The sequence below is a fragment of the Paenibacillus paludis genome, assembly GCF_042610515.1.
Lineage (GTDB): Bacteria > Bacillota > Bacilli > Paenibacillales > Paenibacillaceae > Paenibacillus_AQ.
The window spans coordinates 186159-211872 of the sequence record NZ_JBGJZP010000007.1 but is presented as its reverse complement, the minus strand read 5'-3'; the positions used below and the strand labels follow the sequence as shown (position 1 = coordinate 211872).

At 50.5% G+C, this 25714-nt stretch carries 25 protein-coding genes; 3 read left to right on the top strand and 22 right to left on the bottom strand.

Going from position 1 to position 25714, the window contains the following annotated elements; all coding sequences use genetic code 11:
• Positions 1-83: 83 nt before the first annotated feature.
• Positions 84-1310 carry an MFS transporter gene (locus tag ACAN56_RS15945; protein ID WP_038586456.1) on the bottom strand — a complete coding sequence of 409 codons (1227 nt, stop codon included), beginning with the start codon at positions 1308-1310 and terminating at the stop codon, positions 84-86.
• Positions 1311-1450: 140 nt separating this feature from the next.
• Here ACAN56_RS15945 and ACAN56_RS15940 point away from each other — a divergent pair, with 140 nt between their 5' ends.
• Positions 1451-2215, top strand: coding sequence for a peptidylprolyl isomerase (locus tag ACAN56_RS15940; RefSeq protein ID WP_052092445.1), 765 nt, complete (start codon positions 1451-1453; stop codon positions 2213-2215).
• A gap of 87 nt (positions 2216-2302) precedes the next feature.
• Here the strand turns inward: ACAN56_RS15940 and ACAN56_RS15935 are convergent, their stop codons facing one another.
• The 12 genes from ACAN56_RS15935 to ACAN56_RS15880 form a co-directional block, all read right to left on the bottom strand.
• Positions 2303-3397 (bottom strand): Glu/Leu/Phe/Val family dehydrogenase, encoded by a 1095-nt coding sequence (locus tag ACAN56_RS15935; protein ID WP_038586452.1) that lies wholly within the window; start codon positions 3395-3397, stop codon positions 2303-2305.
• A gap of 185 nt (positions 3398-3582) precedes the next feature.
• On the bottom strand, positions 3583-3912 hold the full coding sequence (locus ACAN56_RS15930; RefSeq protein WP_038586450.1) for a hypothetical protein: 330 nt from the start codon (positions 3910-3912) through the stop codon (positions 3583-3585).
• 36 nt (positions 3913-3948) lie between these two features.
• On the bottom strand, positions 3949-4650 hold the full coding sequence (locus ACAN56_RS15925; protein ID WP_379144069.1) for a pirin family protein: 702 nt from the start codon (positions 4648-4650) through the stop codon (positions 3949-3951).
• A 167-nt stretch (positions 4651-4817) separates the two neighbouring features.
• Entirely contained in the window at positions 4818-5465 is a 648-nt protein-coding gene (locus ACAN56_RS15920; protein WP_379144067.1) for a nitroreductase family protein, read from the bottom strand.
• Between the two features lie 153 nt (positions 5466-5618).
• Positions 5619-6056 carry an RrF2 family transcriptional regulator gene (locus tag ACAN56_RS15915; RefSeq protein ID WP_038586441.1) on the bottom strand — a complete coding sequence of 146 codons (438 nt, stop codon included), beginning with the start codon at positions 6054-6056 and terminating at the stop codon, positions 5619-5621.
• 153 nt (positions 6057-6209) lie between these two features.
• Positions 6210-6782, bottom strand: coding sequence for a hypothetical protein (locus ACAN56_RS15910; RefSeq protein WP_081965693.1), 573 nt, complete (start codon positions 6780-6782; stop codon positions 6210-6212).
• Between the two features lie 222 nt (positions 6783-7004).
• Complete coding sequence (locus ACAN56_RS15905; RefSeq protein WP_038586438.1) at positions 7005-7937, bottom strand: manganese-dependent inorganic pyrophosphatase; 933 nt, start codon at positions 7935-7937, stop codon at positions 7005-7007.
• Positions 7938-8145: 208 nt separating this feature from the next.
• Positions 8146-9261 carry a slipin family protein gene (locus tag ACAN56_RS15900; RefSeq protein ID WP_379144063.1) on the bottom strand — a complete coding sequence of 372 codons (1116 nt, stop codon included), beginning with the start codon at positions 9259-9261 and terminating at the stop codon, positions 8146-8148.
• A 499-nt stretch (positions 9262-9760) separates the two neighbouring features.
• A complete protein-coding gene (locus tag ACAN56_RS15895; protein WP_038586431.1) occupies positions 9761-11179 on the bottom strand; it encodes an RtcB family protein in 1419 nt (472 codons plus the stop codon).
• Between the two features lie 129 nt (positions 11180-11308).
• Positions 11309-11560 (bottom strand): hypothetical protein, encoded by a 252-nt coding sequence (locus ACAN56_RS15890; RefSeq protein WP_038586429.1) that lies wholly within the window; start codon positions 11558-11560, stop codon positions 11309-11311.
• A gap of 280 nt (positions 11561-11840) precedes the next feature.
• Positions 11841-11987, bottom strand: coding sequence for a hypothetical protein (locus ACAN56_RS15885; protein ID WP_156130815.1), 147 nt, complete (start codon positions 11985-11987; stop codon positions 11841-11843).
• A gap of 149 nt (positions 11988-12136) precedes the next feature.
• Positions 12137-12943 (bottom strand): AAC(3) family N-acetyltransferase, encoded by an 807-nt coding sequence (locus tag ACAN56_RS15880; RefSeq protein ID WP_379144060.1) that lies wholly within the window; start codon positions 12941-12943, stop codon positions 12137-12139.
• A gap of 200 nt (positions 12944-13143) precedes the next feature.
• On the opposite strand from ACAN56_RS15880, the gene ACAN56_RS15875 reads away from it, so the two are divergent.
• Entirely contained in the window at positions 13144-14127 is a 984-nt protein-coding gene (locus ACAN56_RS15875) for a ring-cleaving dioxygenase (protein ID WP_379144058.1), read from the top strand.
• Between the two features lie 109 nt (positions 14128-14236).
• Here the strand turns inward: ACAN56_RS15875 and ACAN56_RS15870 are convergent, their stop codons facing one another.
• Positions 14237-14941 (bottom strand): stalk domain-containing protein, encoded by a 705-nt coding sequence (locus ACAN56_RS15870; RefSeq protein WP_379144055.1) that lies wholly within the window; start codon positions 14939-14941, stop codon positions 14237-14239.
• A 100-nt stretch (positions 14942-15041) separates the two neighbouring features.
• Complete coding sequence (locus ACAN56_RS15865) at positions 15042-15725, bottom strand: YjjG family noncanonical pyrimidine nucleotidase (RefSeq protein ID WP_379144053.1); 684 nt, start codon at positions 15723-15725, stop codon at positions 15042-15044.
• 96 nt (positions 15726-15821) lie between these two features.
• On the opposite strand from ACAN56_RS15865, the gene ACAN56_RS15860 reads away from it, so the two are divergent.
• Positions 15822-16781 (top strand): MraY family glycosyltransferase, encoded by a 960-nt coding sequence (locus tag ACAN56_RS15860; RefSeq protein WP_179091714.1) that lies wholly within the window; start codon positions 15822-15824, stop codon positions 16779-16781.
• A gap of 143 nt (positions 16782-16924) precedes the next feature.
• Here ACAN56_RS15860 and ACAN56_RS15855 read toward each other — a convergent pair whose 3' ends face one another.
• The 7 genes from ACAN56_RS15855 to ACAN56_RS15825 form a co-directional block, all read right to left on the bottom strand.
• A complete protein-coding gene (locus tag ACAN56_RS15855) occupies positions 16925-18160 on the bottom strand; it encodes an MFS transporter (protein WP_379144050.1) in 1236 nt (411 codons plus the stop codon).
• A 154-nt stretch (positions 18161-18314) separates the two neighbouring features.
• On the bottom strand, positions 18315-18788 hold the full coding sequence (locus ACAN56_RS15850; RefSeq protein ID WP_038586414.1) for a MarR family transcriptional regulator: 474 nt from the start codon (positions 18786-18788) through the stop codon (positions 18315-18317).
• 649 nt (positions 18789-19437) lie between these two features.
• On the bottom strand, positions 19438-19956 hold the full coding sequence (locus ACAN56_RS15845) for a mismatch-specific DNA-glycosylase (RefSeq protein WP_379144046.1): 519 nt from the start codon (positions 19954-19956) through the stop codon (positions 19438-19440).
• 31 nt (positions 19957-19987) lie between these two features.
• The gene (locus ACAN56_RS15840; protein WP_379144044.1) at positions 19988-20554 is read right to left on the bottom strand and encodes an RNA 2'-phosphotransferase; all 567 of its coding nucleotides are present in this window, start codon (positions 20552-20554) and stop codon (positions 19988-19990) included.
• A gap of 63 nt (positions 20555-20617) precedes the next feature.
• Entirely contained in the window at positions 20618-23233 is a 2616-nt protein-coding gene (locus ACAN56_RS15835) for a polynucleotide kinase-phosphatase (RefSeq protein WP_379144042.1), read from the bottom strand.
• Positions 23230-24690 carry a 3' terminal RNA ribose 2'-O-methyltransferase Hen1 gene (locus ACAN56_RS15830; RefSeq protein WP_379144040.1) on the bottom strand — a complete coding sequence of 487 codons (1461 nt, stop codon included), beginning with the start codon at positions 24688-24690 and terminating at the stop codon, positions 23230-23232. The genes ACAN56_RS15835 and ACAN56_RS15830 overlap by 4 nt, the downstream gene beginning before the upstream one ends.
• 15 nt (positions 24691-24705) lie before the next feature.
• The gene (locus ACAN56_RS15825) at positions 24706-25533 is read right to left on the bottom strand and encodes a nucleotidyltransferase domain-containing protein (protein ID WP_379144037.1); all 828 of its coding nucleotides are present in this window, start codon (positions 25531-25533) and stop codon (positions 24706-24708) included.
• Between the last annotated feature and the right edge of the window lie 181 nt (positions 25534-25714).

The window sequence follows — 25714 nt, the reverse complement described above, 5'->3', positions numbered from 1 at the left end:
TCCGGCGGTGCTTTTTCCATTAAGAATGGACCAAGCCGACAGCTTATCCTAATCCGGACCTTACGGCAGCGTAATCCGGCATGCTACTTCTGCATCGCTACCGGTTCTCCAGCATGACGGGCTGCGATGACTTTCGCCTCCAGCTTACGGGTCTTCACCAGCACCGCCGCTACCAGCAGCATCACACCGTTGATGACAAACACCCAGCGGATGGGAATGAACGCGCCGAGCAAGCCGCCGATAATCGGACCGGCCATCGTTGCCAGCTGCGAAGCCGCCTGATTCAGTCCGAATGCCCGCCCGCGGAATCCCGGTTCAATGGTCTGGACTATCATTGCGTTAACCGAAGGAAGCACTCCGGCATAGAACAGGCCATAGGCAAAACGCAGTACCGCAAACTCTACATAACCTGAGACAAAATACTGAAGGATGTTCCCAATCCCCCCGCCGATCAGGCCAATAAACAGGACAAGTCCGAAGCCTTTGCGGCTGCCTATTCTCCCCCATTGCGGTGCCATAATCACAGTAGCAATCCCTACGGCGGAGAATACAATTCCCGAGCTTAGTGTAGCGGTGCTTTTGGAAATGCCCATATCAAGCAAATAAATCGGCAGCAGCGGTTCAAGGATCATTACCGAAAAAGTACTGATGCCGGCCAGTGACAGCAGGGTAATAAAGGCGCGGTTGTTTCTCGCCTCCCGGATGTCATCCCTGACCCGTGATCTGGGTGCAGAGCGGTCGTAGTTCTCCTCTTTGGCGAAGAAAGTAGCGATTAGGGCCGAGACCAGAACGATCGCCGCCGAGAACAAAAAGGCGCTGCGGTTGCTGGTATAATAACTCACTACGCCGCCAATGAGCGGTCCGATGATGCTGCCGGTAGCTCCCGCAGTCGACATGATGCTCAGCGCATAACCGGTCTTATCCTCGGGCGTATTGGTGGCCACCATGGCGATGGCTGCCGGAACAAAGCCTGCCAGCAGGCCCTGAAAAATCCGTACTATCAGAAATACATATGGGTCATGGACGAAGAAATTAATTAAGTATAAGGCCGCCAGACTGAAGCCCGAGCGGATCAGCATCGGTTTGCGGCCATATTTATCAGCCAGTGAACCCCAATAAGGCGAAATTAGTGCACTGGCCAGGAAGGTGATGCCGAAGCTGACCCCCGACCAAATTTCCAAATGACTCGTGACCCCTAATTGGTCACTCAAAAAAATTGAAAGGAACGGAATCGAGATCGAATATGCCGTACTGCAAAAGAAAACACCCACCCAAAGCACGATCAGGTTCCGCTTCCACGAAAACTGCATGAAGCACACATCCCTTCTGTTATACCTTGGAAGCATCTACCTATTCTACCCCTCTTTTGAACTTGTGCCAATCCCGGCCCTCACACCTCACTTTGCAAGAAGTGGGACAAAGAAGGTATGATAATGTGGAAGAACATGAGATGAACAAGGAAAAAGGAGAGATTACGAACGTGAAGCTAACAAGAAAAAAACCCGTCATCCTTCTGATGATGACACTCCTGCTGATCATTGTAGCCGGATGCGGCAACAAACCGGCTAACGGCAATGAAGCGGTGAATTCCGGCAACAACAAAACGTCAGGCAATACTGCAAACAGTGAAGCCAGCCCCGCTCCGCAAAAAGAAGATGCTGCTGCGGCTACCGAAGGCGTCCCTTCTGCAACAGCCAGCCACCCGGTCGTAACTATAGAGATGGATAACGGCGGCATTATCAAAGCAGAGCTCTATCCGGAAGTCGCTCCAAATACCGTCAATAATTTCATCTCCCTCATTAAAAAGGGATTTTACGACGGAACCATATTCCATCGGGTGATTCCCGGCTTCATGATTCAGGGCGGCGATCCTGACGGTACAGGTATGGGCGGACCGGATTACAGCATTTCCGGCGAATTCTCCGGCAACGGGTTCACCAACAACCTGCTGCATACAGAGGGTGTTCTTTCGATGGCCAGAAGCCAGGATGTCAACTCTGCCGGATCGCAATTTTTTATTATGGCAGCCGCTTATCCGAGCCTGGACGGAAGCTATGCAGCTTTCGGCAAAGTTACAGAGGGTCTTGAGGTAGTGGAATCCATCGTCAACCTGCCGCGTGACGATTCGGACCGCCCGGAAGCACCTCCGGTGATGAAAAAGGTTACCGTAGATACGCTCGGCGTCACTTATCCGGAACCGCAGAAGGTACAGTAGCCTTTGAAGTTTCATCTGCTCTGAAAGCCAAAAGCCCATCTCCGCTTAACCGGAAATGGGCTTTTGCTTATTTATATAGAAGAAACGTTATCTTCTGCTGATGGCGTGATGCTCATTCCGCAGGAACGTGCTGCGGCTTGTGCGCAGCAGGGCAATCCGCTCTTCTGCCAGGCGGTCTGCAGCGGCATAAGCCGGTATTCCATTGGCCTGTGAAATCTCCAGCACACGGGTAATGCTGCCATAGATCTTGGCAATTTTCTTAAAGGCTCGTTCCTTGTTATAGCCGTTCAATTCGTCGGCAACGTTGATTACGCCACCGGCGTTAATGACATAGTCTGGCGCGTAAACAATGCCCTTAGCGTGCAGGGCATCACCATGACGCGGCTCCTTCAGCTGATTGTTGGCCGCACCTGCGACAACCTTCGCCTTAAGCAGCGGCAGCGACTCATCATTAATGGTTGCACCGAGTGCGCAAGGGGCATAAATATCGCAAGCTACTGAGAGGATGTCCGCAGGATCAACTGCTTTGGCCCCATAGGCCTCTACTGCCCGGGCCACAGCTTCCTTGTTAATATCCGTTACAATAAGCTGTGCTCCTTCTTCGTGAAGATATTTGCACAGTGTAAAGGACACGTTGCCTACACCTTGTACTGCCACTGTCTTACCAGCCAGCGAATCACTGCCAAAAGCCGCCTTGGCTGCGGCCTTCATCCCTTGATACACCCCGAAAGCTGTAGCCGGTGAAGGATTGCCGGAAGAACCGTAAGTGGCCGAAATCCCGGTAACATAATCCGTCTCCTGATGAATAATATCCATATCCTCTTCCGTGGTGCCTACATCCTCCGCTGTGATATAACGGCCGTTCAAACCTTGTATGTATCTGCCGAAGGCCCGGAACATCGCCTCGTTTTTGTCTTTTTTAGGGTCGCCGATAATCACCGTCTTCCCGCCGCCGAGATTTAGCCCCGCCACAGCATTCTTGTACGTCATACCTTTGGCCAGCCGCAGCGCATCGACAATCGCCGCTTCCTCGGAAGCATAAGTCCACATTCTTGTTCCGCCCAGTGCAGGCCCCAGTGTTGTGTCATGAATCGCAATGATCGCCTTTAACCCTGATGCCTTATCCTGACAAAACAATAGCTCTTCGTAATCGTCCCGCTGCATTGCTGCAAACAATTCCATTTTGTTCATTTCTCCTATCTCATCTCTTTGGTCGTGTTACGTTTCATAACAAAGCTAGTACACCAGGAGCGGATTGTCAATATCATTTGTCCTCTCTCCGTGGATTTTTTGAAAAAAACGACTTTACCAGACACTAACTTCACCTGTGATGTGATATTAGTCAAAGAAATATCAGATTGACTCCGCTATTCCCAATATTGGTCGGGCCGGTACTCAATCTCGGACTGGACCGCTATCGTTAGACATCCTGAAGAGGCGTCGTAATCTACCGCGTTGTCGCCTACATAATACCAATGCTTGATAACCGGCCCCTCCGCAGGCTCCTCGAAGCGGAACACATTGAGCTCGGACTTCAGCTCCACCACTGCTGCCCCTTTATCGGAAGCTACCCCGCAGATCGTAATTACCGTCAATTCGCCTTGCGGATCAAACGTATAGGCCGGGCCGTCCGTGCTGCTGACCAGCAAACGTCCTGTTACCGAATGCTTAACCAGCACTCTCTCCTGCTGCGCCATTATATGTCCCTCCTTGTAACTGTACTTCGTAAGCAGCTACGGTAAATCAATCACCATAACCAGGGTATTCTCTGCAGCGGCAAGACTTAAGGCACTGACCTCTTCAATCCGTGCCGAATCCCCCGGCAGCAGCTCGACATCCCCCTGCAGCTTCAGCCTTCCTTCAATTAGATATATAAAAATGCGCCGTCTCTGCTCCTGTTGAAAAGATAATACCTGGCCGTCCTCCGCCCGGCCGAGATAAATCGTCATATCCTGGGCAATACCCACGACCTCTTCCGAAGGCTCTGCAGCCACCACTGGCAGCAGTTTTCCTTCAAGCTTCGCCGGATCAAATCGGCCGGTGCTGTAAGAAGGTGCCGTTCCGCGGGTACGCGGCATGAACCACAGCTGCAGCAGCCGTACCGGCTCGCTGTCCGAAGGATTATGCTCCGTATGAATAGCGCCGGTTCCAGCCGACATGCGCTGAATGCCGCCGAAGGTTGTTTCTGCTACATTGCCCAAATTATCTTCATGGCGCAGCCTGCCGGACAGCACGATGGAGACGATCTCCATGTCGCTGTGCGGATGGGCGCCGAAGCCCCTGCCCGGTGCGATGGTATCATCGTTGCAGACGCGCATCGGACCAAACGAGGTATTATTAGGATCATAGAAATCACCGAACGAGAAGCTGTGGCTGCCTTGCAGCCAGCCATGATCAAAACGGTGGGCGGATTGTGCCGGATAGACTTGAATCATATGATCCCCTCCTGAAAGTTTTGTGAGCATTCCTTCAAAGATCTGCTTCGAACAAAACCGACTTCGAAAGCATCTGCTAACAATATTTTAGCAGAAAGCACCGCAAAACAAAAAAACCGGCCAGCTTACGCTGACCAGCCCCTGCTTCCCTTGACAGGTGAAGCTATTTAACCCTGAAATCCGTTCCAATGGGTAACCTGCTCCAGCGGCAATCTGACGGTTGGCCGTCCTTCCACCGCTGCCTTGCCCAGAGCAATCAGCATCACTGTTATATAACGCTCAGGGATCTGGAACAGCTCTCTGAAGCCATCAGGGTTGAAGCCGCCCATAGGCACAGTGTCATAACCTTTCGCTTTGGCTGCAAGCATAAGCTGCATGGATACCAGGCCGCCGTCAACACGCGCGATGTTATTCAGCACCTCAACCGGCATGCTGGAATATCCATCCCGGCTTCTCTTCGCCATGGCAGCTCCCACTTCCGGAGTCACATATCCGGCAGCCTCCGCGTACTCGTAAATAGCCTCTGCATTGCGGTATGCCTCGGAATCGCCAAGCACGGCGATAACGGCAGAAGCTTCTACCGTCTGCTGCTGGTTGTTGGCGATAGGCAGCAGCTGTGCCTTCAGCTCCTGATCCGTAATGACGATGAACCGCCATGGCTGCAGATTGGAGGAGGATGGTGCCAGAACCGCCTCTCCTAGAATCTCCTTGAGCTCCTCCTCGGAAATCTTCCAGGATGGATCATATTTGCGCACCGAATGCCGTTCGCGGATCACCTTGTTAAATTCCACTTCCGTTTTCAATTCCGTTGACATCACACTACTCCTCCTCTTCCTAATCCGGTTTATATTCTGTGTTTATTAACACACAGTTAAAAGCAAAAAAATATACTCTCCCTGCGGCAACTCATCATGATGCGTTTAACTGTATTTTAATATGCACAGTATAATTCAAATAAATGAATCCTGTCAACAACCTGCTTTGCGCACCATATCGGCAAGCGTGTACTGCTCCAGCACGCCAAGCACACTGCGATCCATTTCCTCCAAAACATCTCCGCAGGCCGCCTTCATCTGCTCTCCAAAAGCATTGATGCACATCGTATCTTTTACCGCTTTATTGCGGGATTCCCCCACTTCCAGCGCCAGGTATATTTCCGCGAGCGTCAGCTCCTCCGGGGCACGGTTCAGCAAATATCCGCCATCCCTGCCTTCCCGGGTCACCAGGATATGCTCTCTGGTCAGCTTCGCCATCGTGCGTCTCAACAGCGTTGCCTCCGACGAGAGAAGCTCGGCGATCTCGCAGCTTGAACAGGTGTCGCCCTTTTTCGCCAGGATCACAAGCGCCTGCAATACCAGTCCAAACGATTTATATTGAAGAGCTCCGCTGTTTCGCGTTTTTGTCATTATTCCCGCTCCTTTCGGCACATTCATGTAAGCTTAGTATAGAGCCCATCCCCAGTTTTGGCAAAGAGAAAGCCCTGCCGGCATCGCAATACGATCTCGGGAGAGCTTGGCCGTTCGCGGAACCGGAAATTTCTTGATATCCGTACGTTTCGTTTAGATTGTAGAAATTTGGATTTCAGAAACAACCGCCCATTCCTTGGAAGTAGTATCCTTCAGATACACCTGGATCTTATAGTTTCCCTTTGCACTAAAGGTGCTGGAGAACTCAGCGGATTTGAACCAGAAGCTGTCCTTCTTGTCCTTGACCGACGCGGCATCAATATTTTCTGTTTTGCCCTCCGGGTCGCTGATGATTATTTTCAAATCCGATATATCCGTCTTCAGGCTGTCCACCTGCACCAAGACCGAAAATTTATTGCTGACACCGCTTCTGACCTTTCCAAAGATCTTCCCCTGATCATCAAGCAACGCAATGTTAACATTCGGCTTATAGACACGGACAGCCTTGGCGGATTCGTCCCAGAACATAAGCGCCTGCAGCCCCCCAACCAGCTGCTGGGCCGGCAGATAGGTCTCTCCATCAACTGATAATCCTGCTTGTTTTTGCAGCACATTGTTCAAATAGACCGCTATATCCGGTTTGCCGGGCGCGGCATAAAGCATGGTTCCGCCTGAAATCATCGTTATACAAACGGCTGCCAAAACCTTCTTTTTCATCTTCCCCATTCTTGATCCCCCTCTCTGTGACTATGCTGTTTATACCCTTCAGAAGGCAATTAGTTGCATAATATTAGAAAACAGTATAGCCGAATATTTGGTAGATCCAAACGGCGGCAGATGTGTATTGCCAAAAAAACCGGCTGCCCCGTCCTGTTAAGGATGGCACAGCCGGTTTCTCTGAAATCATATGATTAGGAACAGGACAACGTCCAGTCTTCCATGCAATTGTTACAGCTTGGCAATCGTTTCCGTAAGCACTGGCACGATTTGCGATTTGCGGGAAACTACACCCTTCAGAATAGCTTTGTTATCATCCAGCTTTACATTATAAGCCTGCTCTACAGCACCTGCAACGCGGCCCAGAGCCAAACCTACGGAATCGTTGTTCAGGATATCTGTAACAACGAACAGGAACAGATCAAGTCCTTTGTCAGCAATGATCGTGTTCAGCGCAGCTTCCAGCTCTACCTGCTTGGAGAGCACATCGTTCACATCCACCGCATTTACCTGGGCAATTTCCACTTTGTATTCACCCATTTTGAATTCCTTGGCATCCAGGGAAATCAGCTGTGCAATGCTCTTGTCGCTGAGGTCTGCTCCAGCTTTAAGCATGGAAAGTCCATAGCTGTCTGCATCCACACCGGCAATTTCAGCCAGCTCACGCGCAGCTGCCACATCTTCTCCGGTGCAGGTTGGCGATTTGAACAGCAAAGAATCGGAAATAATGGCGGACAACATCAGACCGGCGATTTCCTTCGGAATCGCTACTCCGTTTTCTTTGTACAGCTTGTTCAGGATTGTTGCTGTGCAGCCAACCGGCTCGGCACGGTAGTACAGCGGATGAGCCGTTTCAAAGTTGGCGATCCGGTGATGGTCGATAACCTCAACAACCCGCACCTGATCAATATCATTTGCGCTTTGCTGCCGTTCATTATGGTCAACCAGAATAACCTGTTTAGCTTCGCCTGCCACATTCTCTACCAGACGCGGAGCTGCCACTCCAAATTGATCGAGCGCAAATTGCGTCTCGCCGCTTACTTCTCCCAGACGAACCGGCTCGGCATCCCAGCCCAGTTCTTTTTTCAGTGCCGCATAAGCAATTGCTGAACAAATCGTATCCGTATCCGGATTTTTGTGTCCAAAGATCAATGTTTTTTCCATTTCCAATCTCCTTACTTTGTTTTTTGTGAGAATAATATACCATACATTGATAGGGACTAGCCAGATTGTGCGGCAGAACTTAAGTTTGAGGTCACCATTTATGCTTATAAATTGTATGCTTATACAAGAATAACCCGCCTACGAAAAAAGTCCGCTGGCAGGTTATCCGGCAGTCAGGGAAATGAAAATGCAGAATAAAAACGCCGTACTACTGCTTCCCGTCACCGTCATGGATCAGCAGCTGGCCGAGCCTTTCCGCCAGCGTACCTCCGCCGACCAAAGAGACATTGCCGATCCGCTCACTGATTTTCTCCAGAAACTCAAGCTCCTTCAGACGGTATAGCGTTTTGTTCTCGTCCATCAGCTTTGCCGTGTTCAGCAGACTGCGGGTGGAGGCTGTTTCTTCGCGCCGGGTGATCAGATTCGCCTGTGCCTTCTTCTCCGCCAGCAGCACGGTATTGAGAATATCCTTGATCTCTCCCGGCAGAATAATATCCTTCACTCCGGCGGAGTGGAACTGTACACCATACCCTTCACTCTGCTCCTGCAGCCGGGAGAGTACAAAAGCCCCCACCTCCTGCTTCATCCGCAGCAGATCATCAAGCTTCAGGCTGCCGACGTATTCACGGAGCAAGAGCTGCAGGCTGATATACATTTGTTCCTCCACCGATTTGATCGCCAGCGTCCGCTGCGGATTCACAATCGAATACTGGCAGACAAAATTGAGCCTGAGGCTAACCTTATCCTCTGTCAGCATCTCCTGACCGGTCATATCCATTTGCTGCTGGCGCAGGTCAACGGTTTTTACCGCCACCTTCACCGGACCTCTCCAGAAATCATATTTGCCCGGAGGCAGCTCCCGCTGCAGCATGTTATTGAAATAAAGAATGCCGATTTCATGTGCGGCTACCTCAAAGCTCTGAATTGCATATGGAAAACACGGCAGGATGGAGCGGTCAATCTCCGCCGGAATCTCCGGCTGGCGGCTATCGGCGCGGATGAACCGGTGCGTGCTCAGCTTCGTCCAGAAAGCATGCTGGCCGGGAGGAAGCAAGGTTCGGAATCTTTCGTCCTCATAATGCAGCACATATTCATAATCGGTTACGTTCACAATCTCCAGGTCACGCACCAGCACTTCGTCCTGGATGAAAACTTTCAACGCTTTGCCGGGGACGCTGAACGGCTCGCTTAATTTCAACTTTTCGATTTTCTGATCTGTAAAACCTGTCAACCAGTATGTACCGGGCTCTAAATATTTGTCGTAGCTGCCTTTCTTGAACAGTAGTCCGCGTTCATCGGCAGCAATCGTGATTTTATTTAACATTAGTTCCTCCCGAATCCGCCTTGATTCTCTGACTTGAGGCGGCTCCTCTGATCGTCGACCCCGGCAAGGAGATTCTCCCGGCTGCGGCTGCGGAGCCGGTCTTAAGGAGCGGGAGAGGCAAGTTCTCGAAGGAAGGGTTCACGGCATAACATCTTGGCCCGCCTGCAACCTGAAGAGTTATGCAATGCCTGGCCCTCTATCCGTGCCCGTTCCCGGCTCCGGTATCCGCCGGCTGCATAGCAGCGCTTCCGGCACCTGCCCGAAGGACAGGCCGAGAATCTCCGGCAAAGTCTACTCATGTGTAATGCTCAAATTTTACCAAAGTCGCTTATAAGGCGATGGGGATTCGAACCCCGAAGGAGGATAAGTCCCGGATCTGCTCTGCAGTATACCCGGCCATACAATGGCGGGCACTGCGGGATCATCAGAAATCCCCGCTAAGCACGCAGATCGTAAATACCCAAATCTATTATAATTTGTAAGTACCTCATTAATAAAGCTAAATTCCTTTAATTACAGCCATCGGCTTGCACTTCGCGACCACATCGGCTAAATCCGCACCCGTAATGCTGTCGATGATCTGGTCCACATCCTTATAGGCTTGCGGGCATTCATCCAGAATCGTCTCCAGGGAACGGTGGTTGACGATGATCTCCTCCTCCGTGCCCACCTTCAGTGACTGGCTGAACTCATCAACTGTCACTGCCAGCCGGGTAGCTCTTCTGGAGCGCACTCTTCCCGCGCCGTGGCATATGGAGTAGAAGTTCTTCAAGCCTTCCTCCCGCCCGAGCATGATGTACGAGGAGGTACCCATGGAGCCGGGAATCAGTGCGGGATGTCCTGTGTCCTTATACACAGGTGTGTTAAGGAAATGGCCTGGCGGCAGCGCACGGGTTGCCCCTTTACGGTGCACCAGCATCGGCTGGCCGCGGTGGAACTCCTTCAGCGCGTAGTTATGCATCAGGTCATACAACACCGGCATTTCAAACTGCGGCCCATACAGTTCCCGGAAAGCTTCCTGCACCCCGAAAGCGATCATATGCCGGTTGGTTACGGCAAAATTCAGCGCAGAGTACATCAGGTTCAGGTAGGCCTGCCCTTCCCGGCTGCTGATCGGCGCGTAATTCAGGTTCGGATCAGGATTACTTACGCCCCACAGATGCATCGCTTCCTTAATGGTTTTCGTATGCTCCCGGCCCACCGTTGCGCCCCAGGCCCGGGAGCCGGAATGAATCATCACGACAACCCCGCCGTCAAACAGCCCCCACTTCGCCGCCAGCTCCTTATGCTCCTCAGCAATCTCCAGATATTGAATCTCACAAAAGTGGTTGCCGCTGCCCAGTGTGCCAAGCTGTCCGTGGGCATTCTTGCGGATTTTGGGCGGCAGCTGCTCCAGCGCCGCATGGTCATAGCGGAAATTACTTTCCTCCACATGCGTGATCCACTGCGGCGAAGGAATATATTTATCGGGCAGGCCATTTAGGCCGTTCCGCACAACCTCCATAATGTCGATGTCGGCATAGTTGCTGTTGACGCGCTCGTTCGTCGGCACATACTTTTCAATCGCTTCAATCAGCTTGCGGCGGACCGCTTTGTCCTGCAAATCCTTCTTGAGCAGCGGTGTGGTGTGTACCCGCATCCCGCAGCCGATATCCACGCCGACAATCGAAGGGGAGACCATACCGTCCTTCATATTCCAGACTGCCGTGGTGCCGATGCAGGTTCCTACGCCCACATGCGCATCGGGGGTGTAACCCATATACTTATTGCGCGGAATCCGCAGGTTGTTATCAGCCATCTCAAAGATTTTGTCTTCAAACGATCCGTAAATTTCCTTGTTGGCGAACACATGCAGCGCTCCGTGCGGAAGCTCCAGCTCATAATGATTGCCGCCATGGGTTTTGCTGTTCCAATTCATTTCATTCTCCTCCTGAACGTAAAGCTTATTTTTCGACCCCAAAATAAAAAACTGCCGGTTCACGCGGTTCGCCGTCCTCTTCAGGAGCAGCAAAATCCAGCGTAATCCGGCAGCCTCAGCTCTTGTTCCTCATAGCTGCAGCGGCGCAGCCATGCTGCGCTCTGCAATCGGAATCCCCCTTGTCTTACGCCTCGCAGGAGAGATACCGGGAGGATAGATGCCGCCGGACAAGTAAACATAACGCTCATCTCGATGAACAGCATATAGCGGGCAGGCGGGATCCTGCGGCTGCGATAGCTGTAGCGGTTGCGGTTGCTCCTGTTTCTTTTCCTGACTCTGTTTTTTTATAAATTGTTCATGCCAACTCATCTTTGCGTTCATGGTTCTCTCTCCTTTCACGAATGGGTTCAACCGTGCTGGAATGCTTAAATTTAGGGTAAGCTAGCTCATACACAAGTGGAAACGGCTTTGCCTTCCACAAAAGGACGGTATCCGTTTCAGCGAGAAATAGAAGGATAATTTATAGCGTGAAGCATATAAGTTTTTATATCTACAAAAAGACTGCGTTCCGCCGCCTCTTCCCCCAGCCGTCAAAAGGCCAAAGAAAAAGGCTGCGAGATACGCAGCCTGGGTTCCCAAAAACTCTGTGTACAGTTGCAGGTTATGCCTGCATACTGCCGAGCAAGGGGGAGCTGCGCAATACAATCGTATCGTCACTATAGGAGACAAATGATGGCTCATCACCGGATAGAATTCTCTCGCTGAAGCCTGTTTGATCATTCTGTTCAAAGCGATTTAGTATCATCATTGTTCCTGCACCCCCCCTGGCCCATTCCGACCCGTAAATTTATTGCCAGCTTACCATGTTATTCCAGATGATGTCAACCGCTATATAGTTTGAACTTAAGATCGCGGTTGAAGCCCACAGACAAAGGTTTTTCAGCCACTATGCAGTCATCAAGGTATCTGACTCTTGGTCTTCGGAAGCGCCTCTGGCACTGCTTCGCCGTTCAGCGGTTCGTTATCCGAGAAGAGATCGGGATTCACAGCCAGCATCCGGCTTAGGATTTCAGTCGTTTCTACTGTGCCGCAGATCATTGCCACGGCATCCCCAAAGCTGCCCTTGCGTAAAGCACCGCCCGCTTGAAGCACCTGCTCCACCTTCCAAAAATGCTGCGACCAGGACAGTCCGCAATGTCTACGGGAAGGCACGGCGATTTCTTCGCCTTCGGGCGTAATCGTGTAGAGCAGCTCATGGTCATCTGTCATTCTGCCGGGAATATCCACCCATTCCTCGATTCCATGGATGAACGTATTCCGCCGTAAATCAACGCCAAGCAGCATAATGTCAGCTTTGCGGTCGAGCAGCTTACCATAGACTGAATCCCGTGAGCAAGGCGTATCCCGGCTTTCCTCTCCGGCAATGAACGCCTGCGCATCCTTGCCCAGGGCAGCCACGGAATGGGTCGGATGCCAGGAACGGATCACTCCCGGACGGCGGCGGAACAATTCCGGCAAAATCCCGACGCAGACAGGGGAGTTTAATACATCAAATCGCGGATTAGTGGCATTAATATACGACCAGGTGTGTGTCGGCAGCACAAACAGCCCGTCCTTCATATACTCACTGAGCACATCCAGTACCGTGTCTGCACCTCCCTGCACCTCACCGATGCTTTTTAACGAAGAATGAACGAGCAGTGTCCCCGACGGGTTGATTTCAAGTGCCTTCAACTGTTCAAACAAGCCTGTTTTGGTGTGCATTTTTGCTTCTCTCCTTCACGAAATTGTACAGATCATAAATCCTCTATTGCAAATTAGGTTATTAACTGATAAAATTATAGTAACTTAATAATATTCACAAAAGTTCAAATTTGTATACTCGCCGTTGTGTTCTATCCGATTTCCATATGAACCGAACGATTCCAATACATGCTTAGTCAACTAACAGGAGGTAATATACCATGAGTTTAACATTAAAAGGACTTCACCACGTATCCGCGATTACAAAGAAAGCACCGGAAAATTTCAAATTTTACACCGAAGTGCTTGGTCTGCGCCTGATTAAAAAGACCGTAAACCAAGATGACATCTCCGTGTATCATTTGTTCTACGGGGATGAGCTGGGCAATCCGGGGACAGAATTGACTTTCTTCGAGCTTCCGAATGCTGGACGCAACCGCGACGGCAATAACAGCATCTCTGCCCTTTCACTGCGTGTGCCGGATGATAAGGCGCTTGATTATTGGAAACAGCGTTTAACCGAGTTCAGCGTAGAGCATGATGAAATAACGGAGCGGGGCGGCCGCAAGACATTGGCCTTCCGTGATCCTGAGGGACAGCGTTTCAATCTGGTCTCGGATGAGAACAACCAGGGCGTGCCCGGCGGCAAGCCCTCGGATAAGAGTCCTGTTCCGGCAGAGCATGCCATTGTCGGTCTGGGCCCCGCACATTTAACCGTTGAAACAGCGGAACACACCGCATTAGTCTTGGAGGATCTGCTTGGCTTCCGCCGCAAAGGCAGCTATCCTTCGCCCGCAGCCGGGCAGCCGGACATCATTGTATATGAAACCGGAGAAGGCGGTTCCGGCACAGAGGTGCATTTGGAGGAACGCAATGACCTTCCCCAGGAACATCTCGGACGGGGCGGTGTACACCATGTGGCCTTCCGCGTGGACAACGAAGAGGAATTAAAGCAATGGATCGAGCGCATCCGCACAGTACAGCTGCCCAATTCCGGGTTCGTTGACCGCTTCTACTTCCGCTCCCTCTACTTCCGCGAGCCTAATGGCATATTGTTCGAGCTGGCTACGGACGGTCCGGGCTTTGCCACGGACGAACCGCTTGAGCACCTGGGAGAATCGCTTGCCCTGCCGCCGTTTCTGGAATCGAAGCGCGCACAGATTGAAGCTCATCTGAAGCCGCTTGATACCCGCCAGCAGTCTTAATCCGGCTGTCTGTTAGTTTTTAAATACTGAGGCACGCCTCTTATATAACAAAGCCGCATTCTCTGTGAATGCGGCTTTGTTCATACTGCTGAATTCTGCAGCTGGATATTTAAATATCCGACCAGGTAACGGTGAAAACGTTATAGCCGGGCTGTGCTGTCGAAGCTCGGCCTGAGATGGAGACCGGGCTGATTCCGCCCAGTTTGCCGGTAATCTTCACAGTTGTTGCAGTTACCGTCTCTGATGCATTCTCCGACCGTTTAATCCGGGCATATTCACTATACACGAACCCCATCGTAGCCAATGTCTCCTGGGTCATATAAGTAAAGGAGGCCTTCATGACTCCGCCCGAATCCGTATCCAAAGTTGTTGTAACCACGGCATCTGCCGGAATCGGAAAATCCTTCGGCAGATTAGCAGGCCGCTTCACACCCGCCGCCGGAGTACTTGTGCCGCTGCCGGAGTTCCCGGAACCCGCAGTACCTCCGGTGCTTCCAGAGCTTCCTGACGCTGCTCCAGTTTCGGCCCCGCTGCCGATTCTCACTTTGGAATTAACCGCATCATAGGCAACTGGCACGTCCAGGGCATCTGCGATGGAGCGGATCGGCAAATACGTCGTCCCCTCATAGGTGATCGGAGCCAAGGTTTTGCCGTTGGCATCCTTCAGCCAGTAGGGAGTTCCGTCCACAACAATACCAAGTCCATGGTTCAAATAAGCCTTGATCTGCTGCAATTTACTTCCTGCGTATACGCCAGCAGAACCGGTTACGGCCATGCCGGCTACAATTGTGGCAATCAGACATTTTTTATTCATAGCAATCCTCTCCCGTATATTAGAATGATGTGGAATTGAATTTTGCGCCTTAATACTATTTAACACCGGGAGAGCTTTTCAACCTGTTAACCCTCCAACTTCAGGCGATAATTCCAAGAAGCTCGGACAGATCCCGGATTTCATATGTAGGCTTAATCCCCGCTTCATTGGCTTTCTCCAACGGATTGAACCAGCAGGTGTCGATCCCGTAATTCATCCCGCCCTGGATATCCGATGTCAAAGAATCGCCCACAATCAATACTTTGCTTTTATCCGTAATCCCAAGTTTGGCAAAAGCATAATCGAAAATCCCGGGCTCCGGCTTCTGCGAGCCTGCCTCCTCGGAAATAATAATCTGCTCAAACGTATTGCAGAGTGGCGAACCTTGAATTCTGGACAACTGCACATCTTTGATTCCATTCGTGATAATCGCAAGCCTGCAGCCGGTGAGCCCGCCGCACAGTTCCACCGCCCCCTGAATCAAATAGGTCCCCTCACCCAAAAAGCGCAAGTAGACTTCGCTGAAGGCCTCCGGACTGTATTCGAGCTTGTGGCGCGCAAACAACCGGTTGAACCGTTCTACCCTGAGCGCCGCCGAGGTAATCCGCCCCTGCTCCAGATCCTTCCACAGCGCCTGATTGATCTCGCGGTAGCTGGCCGCATATTCCTCCGCCCCCGTCGGCAGCCCGAAATGGGCAAACACATTTAGAAAAGCCTGTCCTTCCGCCATTCCATAGTCAAACAGCGTATCATCGGCATCAAATAAAATAACCTCGTATTTCATAATTCCCCTCCAGTTTTATGTTTCGTCGACAAACGTTCTGCTTCTGCGATATAATTTAGACAGACCTGCTTAAAAAAATCAACGGTGGTGATTGTCATTTTATACGTTTTATCGTTTCTGGTGTCATTTTTCATCGTCTATTGGCTGATTCCTCCGCTTAGCAAACTGGCTTTCCGGCTTGATTTTGTGGACAAGCCCCGTCAGGATGTCGAACGCAAAATACATAGGGAGCCCATCCCTCTGACAGCCAGCTACGCCATATTTATCGGATTTTTCATTACATATCTGCTGTTTGCCCGTGACTTCTCACTGGAGACACTTGCCCTGTTCATCGGCGGTGTGCTGCTGCTGACTATAGGCACCATTGATGACTGGTACAAAACCAAGGGCAAGGATTTCCCGGCACTGCCCAAGTTTATCGTACAGATTGCAGCGGCGATCCTTGTTTTTCTCTCCGGTAATGCCTTTACCGGGTTCATTAATCCGTTCTCCGGGGATTACATCTCCCTGCCGGTTATTCTGCAGTTCGTGCTGACGATCATCTGGATCTTCGGCGTAACTACTGTCATTAACTTCTCTGACGGCATGGACGGATTAGCCGGGGGACTCACGGCCATTTCGGCAGTCACCCTGTTTATTGTCGCTGTGACCAAGGGGCAATCTACTTCCGCAATTATGGCTATTGCTCTCGTCGGAGTTACACTTGCCTATCTGCGCTACAACAAGGCACCAGCCAAAATCTTCATGGGTGACGCAGGCGCCACCTTCCTCGGCTTCATTCTGGCCGTGATCGCACTGGACGGCGCGTTCAAGCAGGCAACGGTGCTGTCGTTATTCATCCCGATATTAGCGCTTGGCGTGCCGATTTTCGATAATATCTTTGTCGTCGTCAAACGCTTCATCCAAGGCAAATCGATCTATCAGGCCGACGCCACCCAGGTGCATTACCGCCTGCTCAAGGCCGGTCTTAACCAGAAGCAGGTTGTTGCCGTGCTTTATCTGGTCAGCGTGTGCCTGTCGCTGTCCTCGATCATCCTGTTGCTGATCGAGACTTAACAGACGGCGTATACTCAAACTGCCGGGCTTGTACGAGCGCAGAAATAAGAAAACCACCCTTAACATGCAGGGTGTTTCAGACTGTAGACCAATAGGGTTTCAGAACTTGTCCCTGAGTTCTGAAACCCTATTATTATATGTTTTTACATACTTACCTGCGTTCTCTTATATAAAACTGGTATTGCCGCTGCTATAAGGATCATACCCATAAAAGCGGGTGCGGCAGACCCAAGTGATACATAGATTTGACCTCCAATGACAGGCCCAATCATTCTTGCTAAAGCCTGAATAGATTGGCTCCCCCCTTGAATCCTTCCTTGTTCACTAAAATCGGCAGACTTAGAGAGCATCCCATTAAATGAAGGCCCAAAGATCGAATCACCAAAACCAAATATAAACATGCCAGTGATAAAAAGAGGATAGAATGAGAACAAAGCAGATAGCGCAATAAGACTGTAGCCTATAATCTCTGAAATCATTCCAAGAACTGCTATCTGTTTATCACTAAGTTTTGTCAAAAGCTTTGGCATTATGAAACCTTGTGAAACGATGTCTTGGGCGCCCATAATTGAAAACACAAGACCGATTAGTGCAGGCTTCCAACTGAAAGTATCCATTGTAAATTGGGATAAAACCGCCTGTAAAGATCCGTTGGGTATCCAAAGTAAAAACGCCGAGACAAGTAGCCTTTTTAAGTTTTTTGTGGAAAGCAGGTTAGCAAGCTGTGTAAATGGATTCAGTCTAACAAAGGTAATCTCTTTCAGTCTATTATTCTTGCCAAGGCTCTCAGGCATAAAAAAGAATCCATAAACAACATTCAATAAAGTTATTATTGCTCCAAAATACATGGGTACAGCATAACCAAACTTGGCAAGTAATCCGCCTAGAGTTGGGCCAATAACGGTGCCTACACCTACAATCGCACTCACCCATCCAAAGTATTTGGTTCTCTGCTCTTGAGGAATGATATCTGCAAAATATGCGAAGATCGTGCTTATGCTCCCGCCTGTTATACCTTCTATTATGCGCCCGGCAAATAGTACCCATAGAGCTCCGCCTATGCCAAAAATGAAGTACCCGATTGCGGAACCCAAAAGGCATACTAAGAGCAATGGACGACGGCCATATTTGTCGCTCAAAGCCCCAAGTACGGGGGCCGCAAAAAACACGCAGAGGGCATAAACAGAGGTCAGCAGCGTAACAACTATAGCTTGTTCTCCCGGATTGCTTGTATAAGGCTGCACTAAGAATGGGACAACAGGCATTATAATACTGAAGCCTATTCCGCAAAGAAACACAGAGATAAGACCGAATATTAAAGCGTGTTTATCTACGGTTTGTTCTGTGTTCTGTTCATTGTGTGATCTAAATATGGACATTTAAATTCTCTCCTCAAAAGCTGTTATTTCGTTTCCTTGTCAACAAAATAATATCTCCGTTTTGTTTCCTTGTCAACAAATTAAACAGCAAAAAAAAGGCAGCCCGTTCTCAATAGAGCCCGGCTGCCTGTGGTTTCATTTTCATTATTCAAAGTTATTCCGACTTAAAATCTATACCCAGTTTTTTTATTTCTGCATCCAAATGCCTACTATACTTTTCTACGAAGCTAAGCATGCTGTCGAATTGTTCCTCGGTTACCTGCTCAAATACGGCTTTATCCCGCTCTTGAAACTCTTTGTGCAGGTCCTCATGGATTTTATAAATTACTTTCCCTTGCTCAGTAAGCCTAAAATAGATTTCTTTCTTGTTATCCTGCTTCTGGTAGCTTTCGATAAGGCCTTTTTTTATGAGCTTCTTAGTCATTTTACTTATGGCACCGCGGGTCATATAAAAGGACTCCGCAAGTTTTGTTACGTTGGAATCTACGTTTTTTTCAATGTATTCGATGCAATGTACTTCAGAAGACTTGTAACCCTTAAGACTGTCCTCCATCTTATCCTTATTAAGCCAAACCATCTTGTTATATACGTCCCTGAAGCCCATTATGACCTGTTCTTCTTTGTTCACGGTCTGTCCTCCCACCCGCTCAGTGCATTAACAATATAATATAGTATTTTTTGTTTCTATTTCAACATTGTCAAAATAATTGATTAAATAACCAATACACGAATGGAGGGAATATAGTGTGATTTTAAAACAGATTCACAACAAATTTGACAAAGAAAATAGGATTTTGAAACAGAAATAATTCGTTTCAAAACCCTATTTGTTTACAGTCTGAAACACCCTTAACCTACAGGGTGTTTTTTTATTGCGCTGCGTTGCCCCCGCGGCGGCGGGCCAGTTGGCACTGATTACTGCGGCTGCTTTCCGGGTTGGTGCTGACTGCTGCTCACGGGGTTCAGCTTAGACTCTGGACCCATAATTGTACTTCGTACAACTAAATAGGCAGAAATCATCTCTTGTCACGGCTTAGTTGCACTTCCTGCAATTATAATCGCAAGAAAGGCCGTTACAGACGCATATCCTCATTTATAGCTGTACGGAATACAATTAACGCCTACAGCATGCCAAAATCCTCTTATTTAGTTGTATAGAATACAGTTATCCTAAAACACTTACTTTTGGGATAAATCGCCACCTATCATCCTTCCTACCGTCCACCCTCCGATTTCATCCATCCCCACTCCCCGTGTGCTGTCAGACAAACTCTAAGTCAGTCATCCTTATGGGTGAAATCATATAGTCTCCGGTAAATAGCCACAATCTCCGGCAGCGGCATCCGGACGAGTCCGCTCGACGACGGGGCGACGAACTCGCGCACGCCATCCACTACCGGTTCTATATGCTCCTGAAATCCCCAATCTGCTTTTGGTTTACGGCTGAATTCAGTGTACACGCCCTTGCCTACAAAGCAGGCTACCTCCGGCCGGTAGAGCTTCAGCTTGGCACGAAGCAATTCCCGCCCCTCGGTATACTCCTCGCGGGTAATATCCTCGGCCCCGCGGGTCGGGCGGACTACAATATTCGTAAAGCCGTAGCCGAGCTTCAGCAGTTCACCGTCCTCCGAGGCATCATAGAGGCGCGGTGTCAGCCCTGACTGCTCAAGAATCCGCCAGAAATTATTGCGCGGATTCGCATAATGATGCCCCTGCTCGCCCGAGCGGAGACTTGGATTGAATCCAATGAAGACGATCTGCAATCCGTGATCCAGGTGATCCGTCACCTCTTCCATATCACATTCCTCCTGTACTGGAGATTTGGTGCTATTGTTCTTCCGGTGCACTTAATGGCGCTATGCAGGCAGGCGGAACCGGCTCAGCCAGCCATACCTCATTTCCGGCATAATAGAAGGTTACACCAGACTCTACAGCCTTAACCGTATCCACGGCGAGCAAAACAAGCTTGCCTCTGCGGCTTCCGGCCAGAGTTGCGAAATGCAGCCCCTCCGATAAATGCACGTATTGCCTGCCCATCGGCTGCAGCCCCTCTTTTACAATCGCCGGCAGCGCATTCTGGTGAGTGCCATGATAGAGTACGGACGGCGGTGTTCCCGGTTCATAGGCAACTTTGGTGTGGCTGTGTCCGTATCTCGCTTTGATCCGCTCCCCCTCAATGGCGAACCGCTGCTTCTCACTGTTCGTGACCGTTTGGCGGATATCTTCTTCTGTAATATGAGACCACTTCGGGGCTGCGTTTATCACTGCGAGCAGTTCCTCCAGCAGACAGGAACCATCCTCCGGATCAAGTATCAGCCCATACTGCTGCGGAGTATGCCGAAGCAGCTTGGTCATAAATTTGCTGAGCGAAACCTCAGCGCTGTGGTTTAACATAAATTGCACCTCTTATAATCACTTTCGTATAATCAATTTCGTATGGGATTCCATCCCTATAGCTTACAACCGCGGATCCACCGGCTCAGATTCCAGTGCCAAAGCAGCAAGCACACATTCATGAATCCGCTCCAGCGGCTCTTTGCGGATAAAACGTTCCACGGACTCGGCGCTAAGAGCACATTCCATCAGGGCGTGCCGCTCCTTCTTGCCGGTCTTGCGCAGTTTTAACCGTGTCAGATTGTCAGGCTGCAAATAATCGATGCCATATATGATGTGCAGGTATTTGCGTCCCCGGACTTTGATCGCAGGCTGAATCATCGAGCTGCCATTCCGTGATATGAAAAGTTCCGGCTTGATCACGATCCCCTCATGACCATTCTCTGTCATCTCTTCCCACCAGGCGATAACCTCAGCTTCATCGGCTTCACTTGCGACAGTCCGGTATTCAGTCTCCATAAAGAGCGGAGAAACACCCGCAAGTTCGCGGTTTTTCTCCATATGCCAGAGATGGCTATGATCAAAAAAACTCTGGCCGCTATGCGCCAAGGTATGAAAAGGAGCAATCCTGATTCCTTCCAGCCCGCTGACATCCCAGCAGTATTCCTGAAAAGCTTCACGGAACACGTGGGCATTTCGCAGCTTCTCGTCCATTTCCTGAACCCAGCCGGATACATCGCGCCCGTTACTCTCCGCTTCTCGCAGCTTCTCCGCAAGCTGTCCGCGGTCCATTACGGCGGCTTCTGCGACATGCGCGTACTGGGAAGCGATCAATTCACGAGCCTTCAGGTTCCATGGAATAATTTCGGCATCCAGCAGCAGCAAATCCGTATCATGGCGGACAAAATAATCCGCTTTCCGCAAATCGGCATTCAGCTTAGCCAGTACTTCGGACTCCGTTTCCTTGTCAAAGAATGCCCGGCCCGTCCGGGTATAAATCGTACCCAGTGTGGGACGTCCCACATAGGATACTGCCGCTTCCTTGTCACGAAACAGCATCAGGATAGCCCGGCTGCCCATGTGTTTTTTCTCGGCAACCATTGTTTCCACACCCTGTTTGCGATAATAGGCAAAAGCCTCACGCGGATGCTCCAGGTAAGATTCATCTGCGGATACTGCCGGAGCCGGACTCATGGTCGGAGGAATATAAACCAGATCCTCCAGCGGAATCGTAAAATGGGAGACGGTATCAATGGCTGCTTTGACGAATTCACCGCGCACAGAAAGTTCACCATAGGCAGCTGTCATAACGGAGTACCCTTCAACAAACTTCCGCAGGTTAGGCGGAGAGAAACGGCCGCGTTCCCAGCGGATCAGCGGGCTGTCCGGATCCTGGGCGTAATCTCTGTGCGCCTTGACCGCAACAAACTGCTGTTCAGGATACCGGTAAGCCGTCAACGAGCCGCCAAAGACTGCGCCTTGATCAATGTTGACCGTATTCTTAACCAGAGTAGGGTAAGGTCTCGGATCATGCCCCCAGACAATCAGCTCACCGGAGTCATGCTGCACATACCATTCCTTGCGTACAGGAGTGCCCTTCCCCTCACTTCCTTCTGTATCACCGTAGCGGCAAAAGTCCTGAATCCGTTTCGACTGCCTGCCGATATACTCATCGCGGATTCCGGCATGGGCAACAACCACCCGCCGTATACCACCCCGTCCATACACCAGATGACTGGGGGCGGAGAGCAGGAACTGCTTCAGCTCTTCTCTAAGTTTGCTAGCCGCAGCCTCACCCTCTGCCAGTGCATACTGCTCCAGCTCGGCGGCAAACTTCTCATCGCCATGGCTTAAGGTAACCTTGCGTCCCCCAAGATACCGGGCAATCTTCCAGCCGTGATTGCTGTCGACCATACGTGAGATTCCGGCGTCACTGTGCCGCTTCCAGAATCTCAGTGCATCCAGTGATTTGGGACCACGGCTCATTACATCGCCTACAGAGATTAGTTCTCTGCCTTCAGGATGGCGGTACAATCCGCTTTCATCAGCGACATAGCCCAGTTGATCAAGCAGTTCCAACAACTCATCGTAACAGCCGTGAATGTCGCCGATCACATCAATCCCTGCACCAATTTCAATCAGCAATTCATTCTGCTTGCGGACAAACTGCACACTTTCCGTTTCTTTCAACATATATGTGAAATCAAAGCCTTCATCGCGCAGCCCTCTTAGCGAACGCTTGAATTGGCTAAATTGCGCCTTGACCCGCTGCCTGCCGCGAGGCAATTCACGTCCCTTATCCCGTTCAAGCAGGATCTGTTCCGGCAGATCGAGCACCCAGGCCGTACAGGGCAGATCATAATCTGCTGCCATCTCTATATATTTCTTACGGTATTCGGGCAGCAAATGTGTGGCATCCACCACCGTCAGCTTCCCCATCCGGCAGCGCATGGATATCATTGTGTTCATCGCTTCAAAGGCCAGTTTCGACAGCAATTGGTAATCGCCATACAGAATATCCGCTTCTTCACGGGGATGGCCCTTCCAATCAATAAAATCGATATCACCCACTAATGAGCGGTAATCGTCGGAAGAGACGATCTCTGTCTGCAACAATATGCCTTCTTGCACCAATCTGCGGAGCAGAGTCGTTTTGCCGCTGCCGGAAGGCCCCACCAGTACGACGATGCCTCCATGAGGAAACGGAATGACCCGCTGCCTTTCCTGTCTCTCTATCATTGTGATGTTTCCTCCTTCGTAAATATGGCCATCTGCGTCGGGCAACCGAAACCTTCCATGCATTCGCCTATCCCCTTCAGCTCCGCAGAGTAACCAAAGGCTGTCGTCCAGCGGGAACACCAGGCGGAAAATGCTTCTCTTCCCCATTCAAAACGGTGGTCGCCATGACGCATCTCTTCCCGCTCCATCTCGTAGACCTCGTTGTATTCCTTATTCGGGGTAGTTATAATCAGGGTCTTTGGACCATATTCGGCGAAAACAGTCTCCATCACCCGCGCCAGCCGGTGCTCATCGATATGCTCAATCACCTCGCAAAGAATCATTACATCCTTGTTCCGCAGTGACTCGTCGAAATAGAACAGGGATCCGGTTACCGGCTTAGGCACGATAGTTCCTTGCCTGCCTTCCAGCTTGACGAACCGGTCCATGGCTCTCAACTGAGCTGTGGCAGAGGGCTCAACTGCTTTAATATCACGGACACCAGGCACGTTAGCGAGTATGGCAGAGAGCTTGCCTTCCCCCGAGCCAAAGTCAACAATACTGGCTTTAGCTTGCAAAGCTTCAACGGTAGCGGCAATAGCTGCGTAACGCAAATCATTCAACCGGACTTTCGGCTCTTCTAGAGCCTCGGATTCGAAGGATTGATCAGGTAAAGCATTTGGCGCATCCGTTGAACCTTTAACAGCAGCTTCCTTTGCATTTTCATCAACAGAAGCTCCACCGGAATTCTGAGTGCGGCCCTCCAGCGCCTCGAACTGTTTAATTACCCCTGCAAAACGCAGCGTCCGTTTCAGAATCAGCGCTCGCTGAGGATGATCCTGAAGCCAGCCTTCGCCATAACGCCTGATTTTATCAACCTCATCCTCACTGATATAGTAATGCTTGTAATCATCCAATGCGGGAATGAGCACAAAAAGCTGCTGCAAGGCAGTCTGGAGTGTCTGAAATCCTTTTAGTTTAATATAACGGACAGAACTGCGGTTCTTGAGGTCAAAGGAATACTCCGCCTCTCCCCGCTCCAGCACCACTTCATAACCAAGCGCAGTGAACAACTCTTCAAGTGTACGGTCAGGCAAATTGGAGGCTACAGGTCCAAAAGAAAGCTCGAGTGCAAGGCGTTGGCCTACCCAGGACAGATACGCTTCTTTCGGTTTGCCGTTCAATGCAGTACCCAGTGCGGGACGGATATAGGTGCAGAACAGACTGCTGGTTACAAATTCACGGTCATTGATGTATTGCGTGATGTCGTTGTGTGCGGAGGAAGAACCCTTCACCAGCTCAATTGGGTCGGGTGTTACATAGATGACCGCCTCCGTCTCTTCTTCGGAAGAGACTGTGTACACAATACGCACTCTGGCCTCTTTTTCAATCCGGTCATACAGATTATTCGGGTTTTTAGCGAGCAGATGAGAGAGCATTCCTGCTCCTGTTCCTGTCGCCTTGATGATTAAATGCATAAGGTTGATCTCTCCTTAGGTTTCGCTTTGATTTCCCACGCCTGAAGTCCAGCGGCTGTCTTCTCCCCATACTTCCAGCAGCGCGGCCCGGAACAGTTCATCCAGGGCTGCATCCGCTACACCGCCCCCGCTTCCAAATTGCGAAGCCGCAAGCTCGAAATGCGCGATCTGCTGCTCCAGATAAACGTTAATGACTTCCAGACGCGGCTCCAGATCCAGCTCCTCGCCGGACATTTTACGGTGTAGAAGCTCCAGTACAGCCTCTCTAAGCTCGGTTCCTTCAGGAATCAGATCCAGGGCCAGCACATTGAAATCCAGTGGAGGTACCTCCTGGTATTTCTCGATCCAGGCACACGCGAGCAACGGACGGAGAACGTAGAAATATTTCTTAATCTTGACCTCGCTGCCTTGCAGATAGGTCCGGTAATTCCCCCGGGCCATGTTCAGATAATGATAGATACAGGATTTGGGCGAGAAGCTGAGCGGTGATAGCTTGCGGATACTGTCCGCCACCGTGTAATTTTGCTCATACCGGATGGGGGATTGCAGCCATTCCAGCAGCGGCGGATTGGATTTGCGGAAGAGGGTCAGCCCTTTCTTCAGATCCCAGCCGTTAATATCAAGCAACTCGCTGATCGGCCGTTCAATCACATCCCGCTGCTCAAAAATCGAGAGATATGCCTCGGGGCGGCGCAAATACAGAAAGCGGACGTCATAATCACTGTCCTTGGACGGAAACCCCCAAGCTCGGCTGCCCGACTCACAGGCATACAGAATGCGTACATTCTCCTCCGCCTCAATGCCACGCAGCTCGCGGAGGATCAATTGATGAATTTCAGACATGCTTCATTCTCCTTTCGGACTCTGCCGAAATACAAAAAAGCCATGGACTCCATTCGTCCATGGCCGGGCACCATCATATAGCAGAACTACAGTTAGAGTATTCCGGCAACCGCCTTACAGGCTGCTGACCGGAAATAACTAAACGCTGCTAACGCTGAACAGTAACCCAAGGCGGACAGAT

What these genes read in the sequence shown, in the direction of transcription:
- ACAN56_RS15825 (WP_379144037.1), bottom strand. Translation starts at nt 25,533, where the DNA reads ATGTCTGAAATTCATCAATTGATCCTCCGCGAGCTGCGTGGCATTGAG.
- ACAN56_RS15945 (WP_038586456.1), bottom strand. Translation starts at nt 1,310, where the DNA reads ATGCAGTTTTCGTGGAAGCGGAACCTGATCGTGCTTTGGGTGGGTGTT.
- ACAN56_RS15890 (WP_038586429.1), bottom strand. Translation starts at nt 11,560, where the DNA reads ATGAACGCAAAGATGAGTTGGCATGAACAATTTATAAAAAAACAGAGT.
- ACAN56_RS15875 (WP_379144058.1), top strand. Translation starts at nt 13,144, where the DNA reads ATGAGTTTAACATTAAAAGGACTTCACCACGTATCCGCGATTACAAAG.
- ACAN56_RS15880 (WP_379144060.1), bottom strand. Translation starts at nt 12,943, where the DNA reads ATGCACACCAAAACAGGCTTGTTTGAACAGTTGAAGGCACTTGAAATC.
- ACAN56_RS15840 (WP_379144044.1), bottom strand. Translation starts at nt 20,554, where the DNA reads ATGTTAAACCACAGCGCTGAGGTTTCGCTCAGCAAATTTATGACCAAG.
- ACAN56_RS15855 (WP_379144050.1), bottom strand. Translation starts at nt 18,160, where the DNA reads ATGTCCATATTTAGATCACACAATGAACAGAACACAGAACAAACCGTA.
- ACAN56_RS15895 (WP_038586431.1), bottom strand. Translation starts at nt 11,179, where the DNA reads ATGAATTGGAACAGCAAAACCCATGGCGGCAATCATTATGAGCTGGAG.
- ACAN56_RS15830 (WP_379144040.1), bottom strand. Translation starts at nt 24,690, where the DNA reads ATGCATTTAATCATCAAGGCGACAGGAACAGGAGCAGGAATGCTCTCT.
- ACAN56_RS15940 (WP_052092445.1), top strand. Translation starts at nt 1,451, where the DNA reads ATGAACAAGGAAAAAGGAGAGATTACGAACGTGAAGCTAACAAGAAAA.
- ACAN56_RS15835 (WP_379144042.1), bottom strand. Translation starts at nt 23,233, where the DNA reads ATGATAGAGAGACAGGAAAGGCAGCGGGTCATTCCGTTTCCTCATGGA.
- ACAN56_RS15935 (WP_038586452.1), bottom strand. Translation starts at nt 3,397, where the DNA reads ATGGAATTGTTTGCAGCAATGCAGCGGGACGATTACGAAGAGCTATTG.
- ACAN56_RS15885 (WP_156130815.1), bottom strand. Translation starts at nt 11,987, where the DNA reads ATGATGATACTAAATCGCTTTGAACAGAATGATCAAACAGGCTTCAGC.
- ACAN56_RS15865 (WP_379144053.1), bottom strand. Translation starts at nt 15,725, where the DNA reads ATGAAATACGAGGTTATTTTATTTGATGCCGATGATACGCTGTTTGAC.
- ACAN56_RS15900 (WP_379144063.1), bottom strand. Translation starts at nt 9,261, where the DNA reads ATGTTAAATAAAATCACGATTGCTGCCGATGAACGCGGACTACTGTTC.
- ACAN56_RS15930 (WP_038586450.1), bottom strand. Translation starts at nt 3,912, where the DNA reads ATGGCGCAGCAGGAGAGAGTGCTGGTTAAGCATTCGGTAACAGGACGT.
- ACAN56_RS15910 (WP_081965693.1), bottom strand. Translation starts at nt 6,782, where the DNA reads ATGGGGAAGATGAAAAAGAAGGTTTTGGCAGCCGTTTGTATAACGATG.
- ACAN56_RS15870 (WP_379144055.1), bottom strand. Translation starts at nt 14,941, where the DNA reads ATGAATAAAAAATGTCTGATTGCCACAATTGTAGCCGGCATGGCCGTA.
- ACAN56_RS15905 (WP_038586438.1), bottom strand. Translation starts at nt 7,937, where the DNA reads ATGGAAAAAACATTGATCTTTGGACACAAAAATCCGGATACGGATACG.
- ACAN56_RS15915 (WP_038586441.1), bottom strand. Translation starts at nt 6,056, where the DNA reads ATGACAAAAACGCGAAACAGCGGAGCTCTTCAATATAAATCGTTTGGA.
- ACAN56_RS15845 (WP_379144046.1), bottom strand. Translation starts at nt 19,956, where the DNA reads ATGGAAGAGGTGACGGATCACCTGGATCACGGATTGCAGATCGTCTTC.
- ACAN56_RS15925 (WP_379144069.1), bottom strand. Translation starts at nt 4,650, where the DNA reads ATGATTCAAGTCTATCCGGCACAATCCGCCCACCGTTTTGATCATGGC.
- ACAN56_RS15920 (WP_379144067.1), bottom strand. Translation starts at nt 5,465, where the DNA reads ATGTCAACGGAATTGAAAACGGAAGTGGAATTTAACAAGGTGATCCGC.